This is a genomic window from Actinokineospora sp. UTMC 2448 (assembly GCF_024760565.1).
In the GTDB taxonomy this organism is placed as follows: Bacteria; Actinomycetota; Actinomycetes; order Mycobacteriales; family Pseudonocardiaceae; genus Actinokineospora; species Actinokineospora fastidiosa.
This window is the reverse complement of record NZ_CP031087.1, coordinates 1,898,047-1,914,131: the sequence shown is the minus strand read 5'-3', so window position 1 is coordinate 1,914,131 and position 16,085 is coordinate 1,898,047. Positions and strand designations below refer to the sequence as shown.

General features: G+C 73.5%; 15 protein-coding genes. 5 read left to right on the top strand and 10 right to left on the bottom strand.

All coding sequences use genetic code 11. From position 1 onward, the window contains the following. The first annotated feature begins 29 nt into the window (after positions 1–29). Genes Actkin_RS09170 through Actkin_RS09160 form a run of 3 tightly spaced genes read left to right on the top strand, consistent with a single transcriptional unit; the run spans position 30 to position 2,847 of the window. A complete protein-coding gene (locus Actkin_RS09170) occupies positions 30–1,052 on the top strand; it encodes an ABC transporter substrate-binding protein (protein WP_258906695.1) in 1,023 nt (340 codons plus the stop codon). Next, positions 1,049–2,086 (top strand): FecCD family ABC transporter permease, encoded by a 1,038-nt coding sequence (locus Actkin_RS09165; protein ID WP_258906694.1) that lies wholly within the window; start codon positions 1,049–1,051, stop codon positions 2,084–2,086. The genes Actkin_RS09170 and Actkin_RS09165 overlap by 4 nt, the downstream gene beginning before the upstream one ends. Next, complete coding sequence (locus Actkin_RS09160; protein ID WP_258906693.1) at positions 2,083–2,847, top strand: ABC transporter ATP-binding protein; 765 nt, start codon at positions 2,083–2,085, stop codon at positions 2,845–2,847. The genes Actkin_RS09165 and Actkin_RS09160 overlap by 4 nt, the downstream gene beginning before the upstream one ends. Positions 2,848–3,082: 235 nt before the next feature. Here Actkin_RS09160 and Actkin_RS09155 read toward each other — a convergent pair whose 3' ends face one another. Continuing rightward, complete coding sequence (locus Actkin_RS09155) at positions 3,083–4,285, bottom strand: YncE family protein (RefSeq protein ID WP_258906692.1); 1,203 nt, start codon at positions 4,283–4,285, stop codon at positions 3,083–3,085. A 122-nt stretch (positions 4,286–4,407) separates the two neighbouring features. Between Actkin_RS09155 and Actkin_RS09150 the strand changes: the two genes are divergently transcribed. Beyond that, the gene (locus Actkin_RS09150; protein WP_258906691.1) at positions 4,408–5,463 is read left to right on the top strand and encodes a helix-turn-helix domain-containing protein; all 1,056 of its coding nucleotides are present in this window, start codon (positions 4,408–4,410) and stop codon (positions 5,461–5,463) included. Between the two features lie 9 nt (positions 5,464–5,472). On the opposite strand, the gene Actkin_RS09145 is transcribed toward Actkin_RS09150, so the two are convergent. From Actkin_RS09145 to pucD, 3 genes are all read right to left on the bottom strand, one after another. Further along, positions 5,473–7,464: an EAL domain-containing protein gene (locus Actkin_RS09145; protein ID WP_258906690.1), complete on the bottom strand. Its 1,992-nt coding sequence runs from the start codon at positions 7,462–7,464 to the stop codon at positions 5,473–5,475. A gap of 101 nt (positions 7,465–7,565) precedes the next feature. Continuing rightward, positions 7,566–8,372, bottom strand: coding sequence for an SAM-dependent methyltransferase (locus tag Actkin_RS09140; RefSeq protein ID WP_189213117.1), 807 nt, complete (start codon positions 8,370–8,372; stop codon positions 7,566–7,568). 82 nt (positions 8,373–8,454) lie between these two features. Next, positions 8,455–10,713: a xanthine dehydrogenase subunit D gene (gene pucD / locus Actkin_RS09135; RefSeq protein WP_258906689.1), complete on the bottom strand. Its 2,259-nt coding sequence runs from the start codon at positions 10,711–10,713 to the stop codon at positions 8,455–8,457. Positions 10,714–10,814: 101 nt separating this feature from the next. Between pucD and Actkin_RS09130 the strand changes: the two genes are divergently transcribed. Further along, positions 10,815–11,660: a DMT family protein gene (locus Actkin_RS09130; protein ID WP_189213119.1), complete on the top strand. Its 846-nt coding sequence runs from the start codon at positions 10,815–10,817 to the stop codon at positions 11,658–11,660. 8 nt (positions 11,661–11,668) lie between these two features. Here the strand turns inward: Actkin_RS09130 and Actkin_RS09125 are convergent, their stop codons facing one another. From Actkin_RS09125 to uraD, 6 genes are all read right to left on the bottom strand, one after another. Continuing rightward, on the bottom strand, positions 11,669–13,027 hold the full coding sequence (locus Actkin_RS09125) for an 8-oxoguanine deaminase (protein ID WP_258906688.1): 1,359 nt from the start codon (positions 13,025–13,027) through the stop codon (positions 11,669–11,671). Further along, positions 13,018–13,488, bottom strand: coding sequence for a (2Fe-2S)-binding protein (locus Actkin_RS09120; protein ID WP_258906687.1), 471 nt, complete (start codon positions 13,486–13,488; stop codon positions 13,018–13,020). The genes Actkin_RS09125 and Actkin_RS09120 overlap by 10 nt, the downstream gene beginning before the upstream one ends. Next, on the bottom strand, positions 13,479–14,333 hold the full coding sequence (locus tag Actkin_RS09115; RefSeq protein ID WP_258906686.1) for an FAD binding domain-containing protein: 855 nt from the start codon (positions 14,331–14,333) through the stop codon (positions 13,479–13,481). The genes Actkin_RS09120 and Actkin_RS09115 overlap by 10 nt, the downstream gene beginning before the upstream one ends. Before the next feature lie 10 nt (positions 14,334–14,343). Next, positions 14,344–15,186 (bottom strand): factor-independent urate hydroxylase, encoded by an 843-nt coding sequence (gene pucL, locus Actkin_RS09110; protein WP_258906685.1) that lies wholly within the window; start codon positions 15,184–15,186, stop codon positions 14,344–14,346. A gap of 64 nt (positions 15,187–15,250) precedes the next feature. Beyond that, positions 15,251–15,574, bottom strand: coding sequence for a hydroxyisourate hydrolase (gene uraH / locus Actkin_RS09105; RefSeq protein ID WP_189213124.1), 324 nt, complete (start codon positions 15,572–15,574; stop codon positions 15,251–15,253). After that, positions 15,562–16,062 carry a 2-oxo-4-hydroxy-4-carboxy-5-ureidoimidazoline decarboxylase gene (gene uraD, locus Actkin_RS09100; protein ID WP_258906684.1) on the bottom strand — a complete coding sequence of 167 codons (501 nt, stop codon included), beginning with the start codon at positions 16,060–16,062 and terminating at the stop codon, positions 15,562–15,564. Before uraD ends, uraH begins: the two co-directional genes overlap by 13 nt. Positions 16,063–16,085 lie beyond the last annotated feature (23 nt).

The following is a 16,085-nucleotide window of genomic DNA, read 5'->3' as shown; positions in this document are numbered from 1 at the left end:
AGCAGCACACCTACTCGGATGGAGCCGCCATGTCCGCTCGGGGCGTCGCCCTGGCCGCACTCGCCCTGGCCGCCGCGACGGCGTGCGGAACGGCCGCGCCCGGCCCGCAGACCGCACCGGACCACGTCGGCGAGGGCCGGACCGCCTACCCCCTGCGGCTCGACAACTGCGGCGACACCTACACCTTCACCAAGGCCCCCGGCCGCGTCGTGGTGATGAACGGCGGGTCGGTCGCCGAGGTGTCCACGCTGCTCGCGCTCGGCCTCGGCGACCGCGTCATCGCCAACGCGCAGTCCTACGGCGCGTCGGAGACGCCCGGTCGCGTCGAGGCCATCGCGGCACTGCCCACCGGCGGGGTCGCGCTCAACAACCTGCAGGACATCCCCCGCGAGGCGATGCTCGGCCTGCGGCCGGACCTCGTGATCTCCACCCACACCGGCGGTTTCGCCGCCGAGTCCGGCTTCGCCACCCGCGCGGACCTGCGCGCCGCGGGGGCCAACACCTACGTCCCGCCCGCCGCCTGCGCCGACGACCGCGCGCCGACCATCGAGGACAGCCACGCCATGATCCGCGACCTCGGCGCGGTCTTCGACGTGCCGGGGCGCGCCGAGGAGATCATCGCCGACTCGACGGCCAGGATCGCCGCCACCGCGGCGAAGGTGCGGGACCGGCCGGTCGGGCAGGTCATGATCGTCTTCCCCGGCATGGGCGCTGCCGACCTCGACTCGGTGGCGGGCAACGGGGTCTGGAACGACATCCTGGCCAAGGCGGGCGCGGTGAACGCCTTCGCCGACGCCACGCGGGCCACCTTCGCCAGCATCAGCGCCGAACAGGCCGCCGCGGCCGAGGTGGACGCGCTCATCGTCGTCGACTACCTGAACCCGGACCCCGAGGCGACGGTCCGCGCGCTGTTCCAGCGGTTCCCGCAGTGGCGGGCGGCCGTGGACAACCGCTTCCTGGTCCTGTCGGACTCGCTCTACTTCGGCCCCGACAACCACCTCGCGGTCGAACGGATCGCCGGGCTGGTCCACCCGGACGTGTTCCGGCAGTGACCCGCCACCGCGCGCAGACCGCGCCGCTGCACTTCGTGCCGTTGCCCGCATGTCTTGCCGTGACGGGCGCGGGGCTGGTCGCCGTGATGCTGATCGCGATCGGGGTCGGCTCGGTGTCGGTGCCGCTGGGCGAGGTGTGGCGGGTCATCGGCTCGCACGTGCTGGGCGGGACGGCCACCGCGGACCCGGTGTCCGAGCAGATCGTGTGGGACTTCCGGGTGCCGAGGGTGCTGCTCGCCGCGCTGTGCGGGGCGGGACTGGCGGTGGCGGGCGTCCTGCTGCAGGCCCTGATCCTCAACCCGCTGGCCGAGCCGTACGTGCTGGGGCTGGTGCCCGGCGCGTCCGTGGGCGCGGTGCTGGTGATCACCGTCGGCGCGGGGGTGGTGGGCGGGCTGAGCGCGTCATCGGCGGCGTTCGCCGGGGCGATGCTCGCGGGCGCGGCGGTGTTCGCGCTCGGCCGGGCCGCGCCCGCGCGGCTGGTGCTCTCCGGGGTCGCGGTCGGGTACGTGTTCCTCGCGGCGACGAGCTACCTGCAGCTCCAGGCCAACCCCGGCGACCTGCGCCAGGTGATGTTCTGGCTGATGGGCAGCGTCGCGGGCGCGCGGTGGGACCAGCTCGGCCTCGTCACCGCCGTGGTCATCGCGGCCACCGCCGCCGTGCTGCTCGCCGGACGCCGCGTCAACGCGCTGGTGACCGGCGACGAGACCGCCACCGCCCTCGGCGTCGACGTGCGCCGGACGCGGCTGCTGCTGCTCGTCCTCGCCGCGCTGCTGACCGGCACGGTGTGCGCGGTGGCGGGCGGCATCAGCTTCGTCGGCCTGATGGTCCCGCACGTGACGCGCCTGGCCTTCGGCGTCGACCACCGCCGCGTCCTGCCGCTCTCGGCGCTGCTCGGCGCGGCGTACCTCGTCCTGGTCGACCTGCTCTCCCGCACGGTCGACGCCCCGAACGAGCTGCCCATCGGCATCTTCACCGCCGCCTTCGGCGCCCCGTTCCTCATCTGGCTGATGCGCCGCGACCGGACCGAGTCGTGAACCTCGACATCGGCGCTGTCCGCGTCAGCCTCGGCGGCACGCCGATCCTGCGCGACGTCACCCTGACGGCCGAGCCCGGCGACTTCGTCGGCCTGGTCGGCCCGAACGGCAGCGGCAAGACCACATTGCTGCGCACTGTCTACCGCGCCTTGCGGCCGGACTCCGGTGTCGTGCGGGTGGGCGGTGAGGACGTGTGGTCGCTCTCGCCGCGCGCCGCCGCCCGTCGGACGGCCGCTGTCCTGCAGAGCCGGAACACGCCGGGCGGGGTGACGGTGGCCGAGGTGGTGGCGTTGGGGCGGACCGCGCACCACGGGCTGTTCTCATCCGGTGAGGATCGGTCGGCGGTGCGGGACGCGTTGAAGCAGGCCGGGGTGGCGGACATGGCGGACCGGGCGTTCGGGTCGCTGTCGGGGGGTGAGCGGCAGCGGGTTCTGTTGGCTTGCGCGTTGGCTCAGCGGCCTCGGGTGTTGGTGTTGGATGAGCCGACCAATCATCTGGATATCCGGGCTCGGTTCGAGTTGATGGATCTGGTCCGGGGGACGGGGATCACGGTGTTGGCCGTGCTGCATGATCTGGATATCGCTGCTCGGTACTGTGATCGTCTCGTGGTGCTGCATCAGGGGGTTGTCACTGCCGCAGGGCCGGTTTTGGATGTTCTTACCCCGGGGACCTTGCGTGAGGTCTTTGGGGTTAACGCCGCCGCTGAGCTGTGTGGGGATGGGGTGGTGCGGTTGGTGTATCACGCTGCGCCGTTGGCTTGAGAGCGCGCTTTCGCGAGTTGCTTCGGTGGCGTCCGATGGGGTGAACCCGCATTCGTGGGGCCCCTAAGAAAAGCGGTGCGGCGCGGAGTAGGGGCGGAGCGGCGAAGCCGTCCGCGCCGAGCGAGGGTAGCACCGCTTTTCTCCCCACGAATGCGGGTTCACCCCATCGGACAGTTATCTGGGGCGTGTTGCGTTTTGTGGGTGGTTGCGTTGGTTTGCTGCGTTGGTTTGTTGGTTAAGCGCCCCATCCGGCGGGGACTGTGCCCAGGCGGATTCGTTGGGGGTGGTCGCCTACTGGTACTGACGTGATTCGGTTTCCTGTCCTGAAGTCGATCACGGTGATCTGGTCTGCTGCGCTTTCGGAGATGACGCAGGCGGTTCCGTCTCCGTTGACTGTTGCCCAGTACGGCTTGGCTGCGGGGACTAGGGGACCTTCTTGGAGCGATGTGCGGTCCACGACTGTCGCGTAGTCGTCCATGGTTCCTGCGACGCACAGCTTGGTGCCGTCGGGGTTCATGGCCATGCCGTGGTGGCGGGAGTCGTTGACCCAGGTGGTGCGGTCGGGGTTCGTATTGGGGTTCTTCGGGAGTTCCTTGACCCTGGTGATGCGGTCGCTGGCCACGTCGTACTCCAGGAAGCCGTTGAAGAACGACACCTGGAAGTACAGCGTGCGCTCGTCGGGGCTGAAGGCGACCGGGCGTACGGCGTCGGAGAGGTCGGGGCGGCCGAAGGCGTCTAGGCGGGCGCGCATGTCGATGACCTCGACGACCTCGTACGTCTCGGTGTCGACGACGGTGATCTTGCGGTCGCCCTTGGTCCAGTCCAGCTCGGGCGCGTCGAAGGGGGTGATGACCTCGCCGATGGACATGTTCCAGAGGTGGCGGCCGTTGTCGGTGTAGACGTTCTCGTGGGGCTTGTCGCCGGTGCGGAAGGAGCCCAGTTCGCGGCCGGTGGTGATGTCGAGGACGTGCACCGTGTTCGACGTCGAGGCGGAGACCGCGACCTTGGTGCCGTCCGGGGAGACGGCCATGTGGTCGGCGCGGAAGCCGGACACCGGGAAGCGCCAGCGGACCGCGCCCGTCGTCAGGTCGATCGAGACGACGTCGGCGAGGCTGGGGCGGGAGGCGACCAGGGCGGCGCCGTCCGGGGTCGTGTACATGTCGTCGACGAGTTGGTCGTGGCCCTCTCCGGGGCCGTGCCGGACGCCGAGGAAAAACGCGAGGCGGATCGGGTTGAGGTAGATCTCCCGCAGCCGGGCGGCCTTGTCCGGGACGACGTCGACCCGGCCGATCTTGGTGTAGCGGTGGTCGAGGACGTCGACGGTGCCCTCCCAGTTGTTCCCCACGAACAACACCTCGCGCGGGGACGGCGCGGCGGCCGCGGGCAGGGAGCCTGCGGCGATGACGGCGGCGCAGGCGGCGATGAGCGCTCTTCTCACGGGGACTCCCACTGGTTACCGTGCAGTAGGACTGCAGGAAACTACAGCGCGCCGCACCCGGGGTAGAGCCCGGCCGCCAACGGCCGCCGCGGCCGTTGTGTCCCAGCGACAAGGAGGTCGCCGTGTCCCTGGCGCAGGTCCTGGCCGCGCTGGCCGCCGACGACGGCCTCGTCGACGAGCTGGTCGCCGCCGCCCGCGCCACCTCGCCGGAGGTGGCCCGGCTGCCCGCCGCCGAGAACCGCAGGCACGTCGCCGACCTGCTCACCGCCGGGCTCGCCGCGTTCGGCCGTCCCGGCGACGGCGACTTCACCGCGGCGACCGCGCTGGGCGCCGACCGCGCCGCGCAGGGCGTCCCCATCACCGCGCTGCTGAGCGGCGTGCAGGCCGGACGCGGGCGCATCGTGGAGATCGCCATCGCCCGGGGCCGCGCGGCCGGGGTGCCCGACTCGGTGCTGCTGGAGGCGCTGCTGGAGCTCGACCGCTACACCAGCGCGGTCGAACGCCACATGATCGACGGCTACCAGCGCGAACTCGCCCGCACCGCCCGGGACGCGCGCACGCAGGTCCTGCGGAGCCTGCTCCTGCACGGCGACGCGGTGCCGCCCGGTTCCCTGGCCCAGGTGGGCCTCGACCACTCGACGCGTTACTTCTGCCTGGTCACCGACATCACCGACCCGGTGCGCGCGCTCGACCTCCCCGGCGTCCTCGGGATCGTGGACGGGCGGCTCACCGGTCTGTCCGCGTGCCTTCCCCGCGGACCCGTGGACGCCCGGGTGGTGGCGGCGCCCGCCGCGCCGCTGTCGGAGGTCCGCCCGCGCTACCTGCTCTGCGTGGCCGCGCTCGCGTCGGCGCCGTCCCCGGGCGTGCACCTGCTGACCGACATCGCCCCGCAGACCGCGTTCGCCGCCCAGCCCGCGCTGGCCGCGCTGCTGGCGTCGACCCTGCTGGCCGCGCTCGACCAGGACGACGACTTCCACCGCGGGCTCGCCGCGACCGCACTGTCCTATCTGGACCACGGACGGCGGCTGGACCACACCGCGGCCGCCCTGCACGTCCACGCGAACACCGTGCGCTACCGGCTGGCCCGGCTGCGCTCGCTCACCGGGTTCCCGGAGGACGCCGCCGCGATGGCGGAGACGGTGCGCTGGTGGTGGGCGCTGCGGGCCTGGCTCGGGTGATCCCCGGCCTCACACCCCGATGTCCTCCAGCGCGCCCGGCTCGCCGAACAGCGGGCCCTGCCCGAGGTCCGCGCCCGCGTCCCGCCACCAGCGCGCTTCCCGCTCGTCGGCGATCATCGGCACGATCACGGACACGCCCTCGGCGCGAACCAGCGGCACGGCCGCGCGCACCGCGTGCGTGACCAGCGACGGAGACCCGGCGGCCAGCTCGGCGGACACGCGCCGCATGGCGTAGTCGCTGATGCGGACCGCGTGCACGGGCAGGTCGGCGACGCAGCCCAGATCACCGCCGCCGCGGCCGAAGTCGGTCAGCACCACGCGCACGCCCAACTCGGCGAGGACCTCGGCGTTCTCCGCCGCCGGGCCGTCCGGGACGGCGGCGGACGGGACCGGCAGGCCGATGTCCAGCCGGTCGATCGGCAGCCCGGTCTCGGAGCTGATGGACCGCACCTCGGCCACCAGGTCGGGGTCGGCGGCCGAGTCCGCCGTCAGCTCGACGTAGAGCCGGGGCGCGTCGCCCACCTTGTCGCGCATGGCCGTCACGCGCTCGGCGGAGCGCGAGAGCAGCCAGCGGCCGACGCAGACGCCCATGCCGGTGTCGGCGAGCAGGCTCGCGCAGTCCGCGCCCGCGATCCGCCCGCGCGTCGGGTTGTCCCAGCGCAGAGCGCCGCGCGCGGCCACCACCGCGCCGTCGGCGAGCGTGACGACCGGGTCGAAGTCCACGTCCAGCTCGCCGTTCTCCCACGCGCCCGGGATCGCCGCGGTCAGGCTCCAGCGGTCGACGCGGCGGTCCACCTCGGCGATGTCGACCATGCCCCACTGCCTCCGCCCGCGCTGGCGCAGCTCGCGGATGGTGATGTCGGTGGCGCGCAGCAGGTCGGCCGGGCGGGTGTCGGCGCGCGGGCGGGAGACCACGGCGACCGTCGCCGACACCGCGATGCCCGTGCCGTCCACATAGGTCGGCTCGACCAGCGCGTCGTTGATCCGCGCGGCCACGCACGGCCCGGCCTCCGGCGAGCGCAGCAGCACGGCGAACTCGTGGTCGGCGATCCGGGCGATCAGGCCGTCGTCGACGAGGTCGGCCAGCCGGGCGGCGACGGTGGTCAGCAGGACGTCGCCCGCGTGCCTGCCGATGCCGTCGTTGACCACGGCGAAGTCGTCCAGCGACAGGTGCAGCACGGCCACCTCGTCGCCGACGCCCAGCGCCTCCTCCAGCCTGCCGGTGAACGCCGCGCGGTTGGGCAGTCCGGTGAGCATGTCGTGGGTGCCCTGGTAGGTGATGCGGTGTTCGAGCAGGTGCAGGTCGGAGATGTCCTCGACCATGGTCACGTGGTGGTCGGCGAGGCCGTCGGCGTCGCGCAGGACCGACACCGCCATCCTGGTCCAGACGGTGTCGCCGTCGGCGCGCTGGAACCGGGTGCGCTCGCGCAGCTCGCAGCCGCCCGCGGTCAGCTCGGCGTAGCGGGTGCGCAGGTACGCGCGGTCCTCCGGGTGCAGCAGCGAGTCGAAGCGCTTGCGGAACAGCGTGCCGCGGGCGTAGCCGAGCATCGTCTCGATGGCCTCGTTGGCGCGCACCACGCCGCCGCCGATGTCGGTGATCACCATGCCGAGCGCGGAGGTGTCGAACAGCTCGGTGAAGCGGGCCTCGCTGGCCTTGAGGCTGCGCTCGACGTTGTCCTTGGCCCGGCTCACCGCGGCGACCAGGTCCTCCTGCTCGGCGAAGAGCCGGTCGCGGGCGGCGGCGGTGAACGCCTCGGCCAGCGCGCCGATCACCGGGCCGTCCACTTCGGGCAGTCCGGCGAGCAGCTCGACGCTGGCCCGCAGGCACTCCGGCTGCCGGTAGCCGAGCCGGACCAGCCGGGCGCCCGCATCCCCGGCATGGTCGGGAAGCCGGCCGAGCAGGGCCGCGAGTTCCCGCTCGGCAGCGGAGCGGGACAGCGGGGCATACCCGATCCGGGAGAGCGCGGCGGCCCATCTGGCGGGCAGCTCAGCTCGGTCCACGTCGGCCGTCCATCTCGTCGGGGGAGCGCGATCCGGGATAGCGCACGGGGGATATCACTCTGCACCCGAACGGGTGCCGAACGCTACCCCTTGTCGTCGATTCAGGCGGGCTTGACCGCGACGCCTGCGTAGAGATTGGACCGGTCGGCGTCGGCCGCGTCCTCCGGCCGCTCCGGCCGCCACTGCGGTGTGTAGACCAGACCCGGCTCCACGAGGTCGAAGCCCGTCAGCATGCGCAGGATCTCCCCCCGGGTTCGCGGGAAGATGGGGTCCTGGCTGTTGCGGAACAACTCGACCGCGCCCGCCATGCCCGACGGCGCGTTGTCCCACGTGAACGCCGAGATCGCCAAATGTGTTCCAGGAGCGACGAGATCGCGGTAACGGCCCACCAGCGCCCACGGGTCGTCGGCGTCGGGGATGAACTGGATGACGCCGACCATCAGCAGCCCGATCGGCCGGGCGGGGTCGATGAGGTCGCGGGTGCGCGGCGCGGCGAGGATCTTCTCCGGGTCGCGCATGTCGGCCTGGATGACCGCCGCGTTGGGGTTTCCGGTCAGCATCAGCTCGCTGTGCGCGACGGCGACGGGCTCGTAGTCGACGTACACCACGCGCGCGTCCGGGTTGGCGCCCTGCGCGATCTCGTGCACGTTGCCCACGGTCGGGATGCCCGAGCCGAGGTCGAGGAACTGGTCGATGCCCTGCTCGACCAGGTGCAGCACGGCCCGCCGCAGGAACGACCGGTTGAGCCGGGCCATGTCCCGCGCGGGCACGACCTTCAGCAGCTTCTCGGCCAGCTCGCGGTCGCCCGGGAAGTTGTGGCCGCCGCCGAGCAGGTAGTCGTAAACCCGCGCGGCGCTGGGGAGTTCGGTGTTGACACCCTCGGGGACCCAGCTCGCGGTCTCGCTCACCACACACCTCTATCGGGGGACTCGGCCGTGTTTCCCGCGAGCCTACTGACCCGGTCTGTCGTCCATTCGGGTCATCCTGGCATCACTGATCATCACTCATGGTCACGATGTGATCAGGGCGGACGGGGGCGTGGGTGAGGGCGACGCCGGTGGCGGCGCGGATCGCGGCGATGATCGCCGGGGTCGCCGAGATCGTCGGCGGCTCGCCGACGCCGCGCAGTCCGTACGGCGCGGCGGGATCGGCGAGTTCGAGGATGTCGACCGCCATCGGCGGCATGTCGAGGATCGTGGGGATCAGGTAGTCGGTGAAGGAGGGGTTGCGCACCTGCCCGTCGACGACCTGGATCTCCTCCATGACCGCGAGCCCGAGCCCCTGCGCGCTGCCGCCGTGGATCTGGCCCTCGACGGCCTGCGGGTTCAGCGCCTTGCCCACGTCCTGCGCGCACGCCAGCTCGACGACCCGGACCAGCCCCAGCTCGGTGTCGACGTCGACGACGGCGCGGTGCGCGGCGAAGGCGTACTGCACGTGCGCGTCGCCCTGGCCGGTCACCGGGTCCAGCGGCTTGGTCGGCCGGTGCCGCCATTCCACGGTGTGCTCGACCGGGCCGGTGAGCACGTCGGCCAGGTCGGCGAGCGGCTCACCGTCCACTGTGGTCACCTTGCCGTCGCGCAGGCCCGCGCCGCCGGGGACCGAGGCGAGCACGTCGGCCCGCACCGCGGCGCACGCGGCCCGGACCGCTCCCCCGGTGACATAGGTCTGCCGGGAGGCGCTGCTGGACCCCGCGCTGCCGACCGAGGTGTCCGCGGGCACGACGGTCACCTGCCGCACGCCCAGCTCGGTGCGGGCGATCTGCGCCTGCACGGTCACCAGCCCCTGCCCGACCTCGGCGGCGGCGGTGTGCACGGTGGCGACCGGCTCGCCCTGGATCAGCTCCAGCCGCACGCGCGCGGTGGAGTAGTCGTCGAACCCCTCGGAGAACCCGACGTTCTTGACGCCGACGCCGTAGCCGACCCCGCGCACGACGCCCTCGCCCCGGGTGGTGTTGGCGACCCCGCCCGGCCGCTCGCGCGGGTCGTCGGCGGCGGGCGGCGGCATCGGCCGGTCGCGCACGATGGCCAGCAGCCGGGCCACCGGCGCCGGGGAGTCGATGACCTGGCCGGTCGGCATCGTGGAGCCCTCGCGGACGGCGTTGCGCAGCCGGATCTCGACCGGGTCGACGCCGATCCGCTCGGCGAGCCTGTCCATCTGGGATTCGTAGGCGAAGCACGCCTGCACAGCGCCGAACCCGCGCATGGCCCCGCACGGCGGGTTGTTGGTGTACATGCCGTAGGCGTCGATGTGCACGTTGGGGACCTCGTACGGCCCCACGCCGAGGGTGGCGGCGTTGGCCACCACTGCCGTCGTGCTGGAGGCGTAGGCGCCGCCGTCGAGGACGATGCGGGCGCGGACGTAGACGAGCCTGCCGTCCTCGGTGGCGCCGTGCTCGTAGCGCAGCCGGGCCGGGTGGCGGTGGACGTGCCCGAAGAACGACTCCTCGCGCCCGTAGACCATCTTCACCGGCTTGCCGGTGCGCAGGGCCAGCATGCTGGCGTGGACCTGCATGCTCAGGTCCTCCCGCGCGCCGAACGCGCCGCCGACGCCGCCGAGGGTGATGCGCACCTTCTCCTCAGGCAGCCCGAGCGAGCGGGCGACCTGGGCGCGGTCGACGTGCAGCCACTGGGTGGCCACGTAGAGGTCGACGCCGCCGTCGTCGGCGGGCACGGCCAGCCCGGACTCCGGTCCGAGGAACGCCTGGTCCTGCATGCCGACGGTGTACTCGCCGACGACCACGACGGGCGCGGTCGCGGACTCGTCGCCGCGCCGGATCGGCACGTGCCGCAGGACGTTGCCGCCCTCGTGCAGCGCGGGCGCGGTGAAGGCGGCCTCGGCGTCGGTGACGGGCGTCAGCACCGCGTAGGCGACCTCGACCAGCGCGGCGGCGCGGCGCGCGGTCTCCGGGTGGTCGGCGGCCACGACGGCGATGGGCTCGCCCTGGTAGCGCACGACGTCCTCGGCGAGGACGGGCTGGTCGGCGTGTTCGAGGCCGTAGCGGTTGCGGCCGGGGACGTCCTCGTGGGTGAGCACGGCGGACACCCCGGCGAGCTTGAGCGCGGCGGTGATGTCGACGCCGGTGATCCGGGCGTGCGGATGCGGACTGCGGACCGTGGCGCCCCAGAGCATGCCGTCGGCCCACAGGTCGGACGAGTAGGCGAACTCGCCCCGCACCTTGAGCACGCCATCAGGCCGCAACGGGCTGGTCCCAACGCCCTCGACCGCGGCGTCGGTCCTGGTGCTGGTCATGTGTCCTCCGGCGTGTTCTGCCCCACTCGGTTCGGGCAAACCGCTCCTGTCGTCGCGGTCGGGCGGCTAGCCTCTGTTCGAGTGAATCGGACTGGGGGCCCATGCCTGACCTGATCATCGCGATCGCGCTGTGCGTCGCGGTCGCGATCGTCTACGCGACCGCCGCGCTGATCCAGGCCGCCTACGCCCACATGAGCGTCCGGGAGCTCACCCGCGTCCCGCTGTGGTGGGTCGCCCAGGCCCTCAACGCCCTCGGCGCGGGCCTGCACGTGGTCTCCCTGGGCTTCGGCCCGCTGTCGCTGATCCAGCCGCTGGGCGTGCTGACCCTGGTGCTCGCCGTGGTCGTCGCGGCGGGCAGGGCCCGCCGGATGATGACCCGGCTGGAGACCGTCGGCCTGGTGTCCACGGTCGCGGGGCTCGCGGGCCTTGCGATGATCATCACCACCGGCGGCACGCCGGACACGCTGACCTCCAGCGAGCTGACCGGCCTGCTCGTCGCCGTGGTGATCCTGCTGGCCGGGCTCGGCTACAAGGGCGCCCTGCCGGGCGCGTCGTCGCTGTGGGAGGCGGTCGCGGGCGGCCTTGCCTACGCCGTCTGCTCGGCGCTGTGCCAGAAGGTTGTGGTCGGCTTCCAGACCGAGGGCGTCGGCGTGCTGCTCCACCCGGCGATCCTGGTCTCGATCGCCGCCATCGGCACCCTCGCGGTCGCGGGCACCGTGTTCACCCAGCGCTCCTACCGCGACGGCCTGGCCGCCCCGCTGGCGGTGACCAACCTGGTCAACCCGGCCGCCGCCACCGCCATCGGCGTGGTCTTCCTCGGCGAGACGGTCGCCACGACCGGCGTCGAGGCCGTGCTGGCCGTGGTCTGCGCGGTCCTGGCGGGCTACGGCGTGACGAAGCTGGCCCAGGCCCGCGAGGCCCAGCCCGAACTCCAGCCCGCCGTCTGACATCCCGATCACCCCGTGAGGCCCGCGCGGGCCGCCAGCCGGGCGCTCGCGCCCGCCAGCCCCGCGGCGATGTCGTCCTCCGCGGCCTTGCACAGCCGATCGTCCTCCACCACCGGGTGACCGCCCACCAGCAGCGCCGACAGCGGCGGCAGCGCGCCGAACACCAGCGCGGCGACCGGGTCGGCGATGCCCGCGTGCTCGATCCCGGTCAGGTCCCACAGCGCGAGGTCGGCCAGCTTGCCCGGCTCGATCGAGCCGATCTCGGCCTCGCGGCCCAGGCAGGCCGCCCCGCCCATGGTGGCCATGCGCAGGGCGGCGCGGGCGTCCATGGCCGCCGCGCCGTCGCGGAGCCGGGCCAGGTAGGCCGCCGCGCGCAGCTCGACGCCCAGGCCGCCGTCCTCGTTCGAGGCCGCGCCGTCCGCGCCCAGGCCGACCGGGGCGCCCGCGGCCAGCAGGTCGGCGACCCTGGCGATGCCCGCGCCCAGCCGGGCGTTCGACGTCGGGCAGTGGGCGACGCCCGTGCGGGTGCGGCCCAGGGTGGCGACGGCGTCGTCGGCGAGGTGGATGGCGTGGGCGAGCCAGACGTCCGGGCCCGTCCAGCCGGTGCGCTCGGCGTACTCGACGGGCGTGCAGCCGTACTCGGCCAGGCACTGCCGCTCCTCGTCCAGCGTCTCGGCGAGGTGGGTGTGCAGCCGCACGCCCGACGACCGGGCCAGCTCGGCGCAGCCGGTCATCAGCTCGGCGCTGACGGAGAACGGCGAGCACGGGCCGACGGCCACCCGCACGGCCGCGTCGGGCGCGGGGTCGTGGTAGCGCTCGATGGCCGCCTGCGTGCCCGCCAGCGCGCCGTCCAGGGTCTCGACCAGGGAGTCCGGGGGCAGGCCGCCGTCGGACAGCCCCCGGTCCATCGAGCCGCGCACGGCGTGCAGGCGCAGGCCGATCTCGCCGGCCGCGTCGACGACCGCGCCGAGCAGGTCGCCGCCGTCGGGGTGGATGTAGTGGTGGTCGGCGGCCGTCGTGCAGCCGGTGCGGGCCAGCCGGGCCAGGCCCGCGCGGGCGGCGGCGCGGGTGATGTCCTCGTCCAGGCCCGCCCACACCGGGTACAGCGTCACCAGCCAGGTGAACAGGTCCGCCTGCTGGGCCAGCCCGCGCGTCGCCCACTGGTACAGGTGGTGGTGGGTGTTCACCAGGCCCGGGGTGAGCAGACGGCCGCTCGCGTCGATGCGCCGGTCGGCGGGCAGGTCGGGGGCCGGGCCAGCGCCGACGAGCGCGATCCGGCCGTCCTCGACCACCACGTGGCCCGCGCGGTGCTCGGTGTCCGCGCCGTCGACCGTGGCCACGGCCGCGCCGTCGATGATCAGTCGCACGCCGCCCGGCCCTTCGCGCGGGACGCGGCGAGGCGCACCGCGTCCATGATCTTCTCGTAGCCCGTGCAGCGGCACAGGTTGCCCGCCAGCGCCTCGCGGATGTCGGGGTCGGCGGGCGCCGGGTTGCGCCGCAGCAGGTCGTGCGCGGCGACGATCAGGCCGGGCGTGCAGAAGCCGCACTGCACGGCCCCGGTCTCCAGGAACGCCTGCTGGACCTCCTCCAGCCCGTCGCCCTCGATGGTGCGGACCCGCCGCCCCTCGGCCTGGCCTGCGGCGACCAGGCACGCGCAGACCGCCACGTCGTCCAGGTACACCGTGCAGGAGCCACATTCCCCCTGCTCGCAGGCGTTCTTGCTGCCGGGCAGCCCCAGCCGCTCGCGCAGGACGTAGAGCAGGCTCTCGCCCTCCCACACGTCGTCAGCGATCCGCTGCTCGCCGTTGACCTCGACCCTCACGCGCATCCCGACCTCCGGTACTCCGCCCAGGCCCAGGTCAGGGTCCGGCGGGCCAACACACCCAGCGCGTGCCGCCGGTAGGCGGCGGTCCCGCGCACGTCGTCGATGGGCCGGGCGGCCTGGGCGACGAGGTCGCCGAAGCGGCGGGCCGCGCTCTCCGGCAGGTCGGCGTCCCAGTCCAGCCCGGCGGCGAACCGCTCGGCCTCCACCGCGCGCAGCGGCGTCGGGCCCGCCGAGCCGATGCCGGTGCCGACGGTCAGCGCCTCGGTGTCGAGCGCGACGGCGAACGAGCACACGGCGATGACCATGGCGTTGCGGGTGCCGACCTTGGCGAACTGCTGCGGCCCCCGCGGCGCGGGCACCAGCACCGCGGTGACCAGCTCGTCCGGCTCCAGCACGGACTTCTTGGGCCCGGTGAAGAACTCGCGCGCCGGGACGGTCCGCGTGCCGCGCACGGAGGCGATCTCCACGGCCGAGCCGTCGGCGAGCAGCGGCGGGTGCGCGTCGCCAGCGGGCGATGCCGAGCCGAGGTTGCCGCCGACGGAGCCGCGGTTGCGGATCTGCGGCGAGCCGACCGTCCGCGCCGCCGCGGCGAGCCCCGGGGCCCGCTCCCCCACCTCGGCGATCACCCTGGCGTAGGGCAGGGCCGCCCCGATCCGGGTGCCGTCGTCGCGGAGGTCCCAGGCCGACAGCTCGGCGACCGAGGACAGGTCCAGCAGCGCGCCAGGCCGCCGCTTGTCGAAGTTGATTTCCACCATGACGTCGGTGCCGCCCGCGATCGGCACGGCCTCGGGCGTCGCGGCCTTCATGGCCAGCGCCTCGGCGAGCGTCGTCGGTCGCATGAATTCCACAGTGGACTCCCTACCACCACGCCAGGCCCGGGTCGGGCGCGCCGGGCTTGACCACCGCGCCCTCGATGAGCCCGTACGGCCGGTCGGCCGCGTGGAACACCTCGCCCGGGTTGTCCAACCCGAACGGCGCCAGGTCGACGAGGAAGTGGTGCTTGTTGGGCAGCGACAGCCGCACCTCGGCGACCGTCTCCCCCGTCTCCAGCACCTTCCGCCCCATCTCGTACAGCGTCTGCTGCAGCGACAGGCTGTGCGTGGCCGCGAACGCGCCCAGGAGCGCGGCCCGCGCGGCGGTGAACGACAGGGCCCAGTCAGTGGGCCCGGTGTGCCGCCACTGGGCGGTGACGGCGGTGGCCAGGACGCGGTCGTCGGTCTCGGCGAGCGTCGTGTACTCGTCCTTGTGGAAGCCGTGGAACTCCGAGTCGGTGGTGTTCAGCACGACCAGGTCCGACACGCCCGAGACGACCCACTGCCCGTCCTCCGTCGCCGACACCGTGGCCGTCCGCGTGCCCGCGCCCCGGACGAAGGAGTGCGCGCCCAGCCGGTCCCAGTTGTGCTGCTCGATGTGGACGCGGGCGCGGCTGATGGTGGGCGTGCTGTCGACGAAGTGCCGGGCCAGCCGCAGCGCGAAGTCCTCGATCTCGCCGACGCCGTCGCGGGCGAAGGCGTACACCGTGTTCTTCTGGGTGTCCGTGGGCAGCACGCCCGCGTTGTCGCCGGTCAGGTGGGTCGCGGCAAGGTCGCCCGCGAGCGTCGTGCTGACGGTCAGGTCGGTGAGCGCGTGCTCGGGGCCGTCCCGGTCCACCCGCACGAGGCGGATCCCGGCCTTGCCGTACCGGTTGTCCCCGAGTTCCACGCGTCCTCCCCAGGTGGGCGGCAGTCCCGGAAGTCAACCTACGCCCCGGGGCAACCGCAAGTGGTCAGCTTCCCCGGTAGGTCGTGTAGCCGAACGGGCTGAGCAGCAGCGGGACGTGGTGGTGCCGGTCGTCGGCGACCCGGAACTCCACGGCCGCGCTCGGGTAGAACGCGTCCGCGCCGAGGTAGGCGGCGGTGTCGAAGGTCAGCCGGTGCACCCCGGGCGCGGCGGACCAGCCGGTGATCCGGCCGTCGGCGTCGGTGGCGCCGACCTCGGCGAGCACCCAGGCGCCGTCGTCGTCGCGGTACTCGTGCCGCACCGGCACCCCCGCCGCTGGCGCCCCCCGCGCGGTGTCGAGGACATGCGTGGAAAGGCTCACCCGGGACATCCTCCCGCCGCCTTCACCAGCCGCAAGTCGGCGATCTTGCGCAACTCCGCCCGCACTACCTCCTGCTCGACGTCGGCGTCGTTGCCCATCCGCTCGCGCAGCGCGGCCAGCACCTCCGCGGCCGACAGCCCGGTCGCGCAGATCAGGAACACGTGCCCGAACCGCCGCTCGTACTCGGCGTTGCCCGCCCGCAGCCGCGCCAGGACGTCGTCGTCCGCGCCGGCCGCGGCCGCCTGCTCCTGCCGCGACCACCCCGCCTCGGGTCCCGCAGGCCGCTCCCCGATCCTCGGGTGCGCGCTCACGGCCTCGAGCAGGTCGGCCCACGCCAACTCCTCGAAGACCCGCGCCGACATCGCCCGCAACGCGTCGAGGTCGGCGTACGGCCTGCCCGCCACCACCCGTGCCGCCCAGCGGCGGGAGGCGCAGCAGGCCAATAACTCCGCCCGCGCCTCGACCGCGTCCCCCGCGTTGACCCGTTTCACGATCATCGGGCCAGTCAACACCACCGGAG

Bases quoted from the DNA above. Each gene is read 5' to 3' on its own strand.
- Actkin_RS09120 (WP_258906687.1), bottom strand. From the start codon at position 13,488: ATGCGCGTGAGGGTCGAGGTCAACGGCGAGCAGCGGATCGCTGACGAC.
- Actkin_RS09170 (WP_258906695.1), top strand. From the start codon at position 30: ATGTCCGCTCGGGGCGTCGCCCTGGCCGCACTCGCCCTGGCCGCCGCG.
- uraD (WP_258906684.1), bottom strand. From the start codon at position 16,062: ATGATCGTGAAACGGGTCAACGCGGGGGACGCGGTCGAGGCGCGGGCG.
- pucD (WP_258906689.1), bottom strand. From the start codon at position 10,713: ATGACCAGCACCAGGACCGACGCCGCGGTCGAGGGCGTTGGGACCAGC.
- uraH (WP_189213124.1), bottom strand. From the start codon at position 15,574: ATGTCCCGGGTGAGCCTTTCCACGCATGTCCTCGACACCGCGCGGGGG.
- Actkin_RS09130 (WP_189213119.1), top strand. From the start codon at position 10,815: ATGCCTGACCTGATCATCGCGATCGCGCTGTGCGTCGCGGTCGCGATC.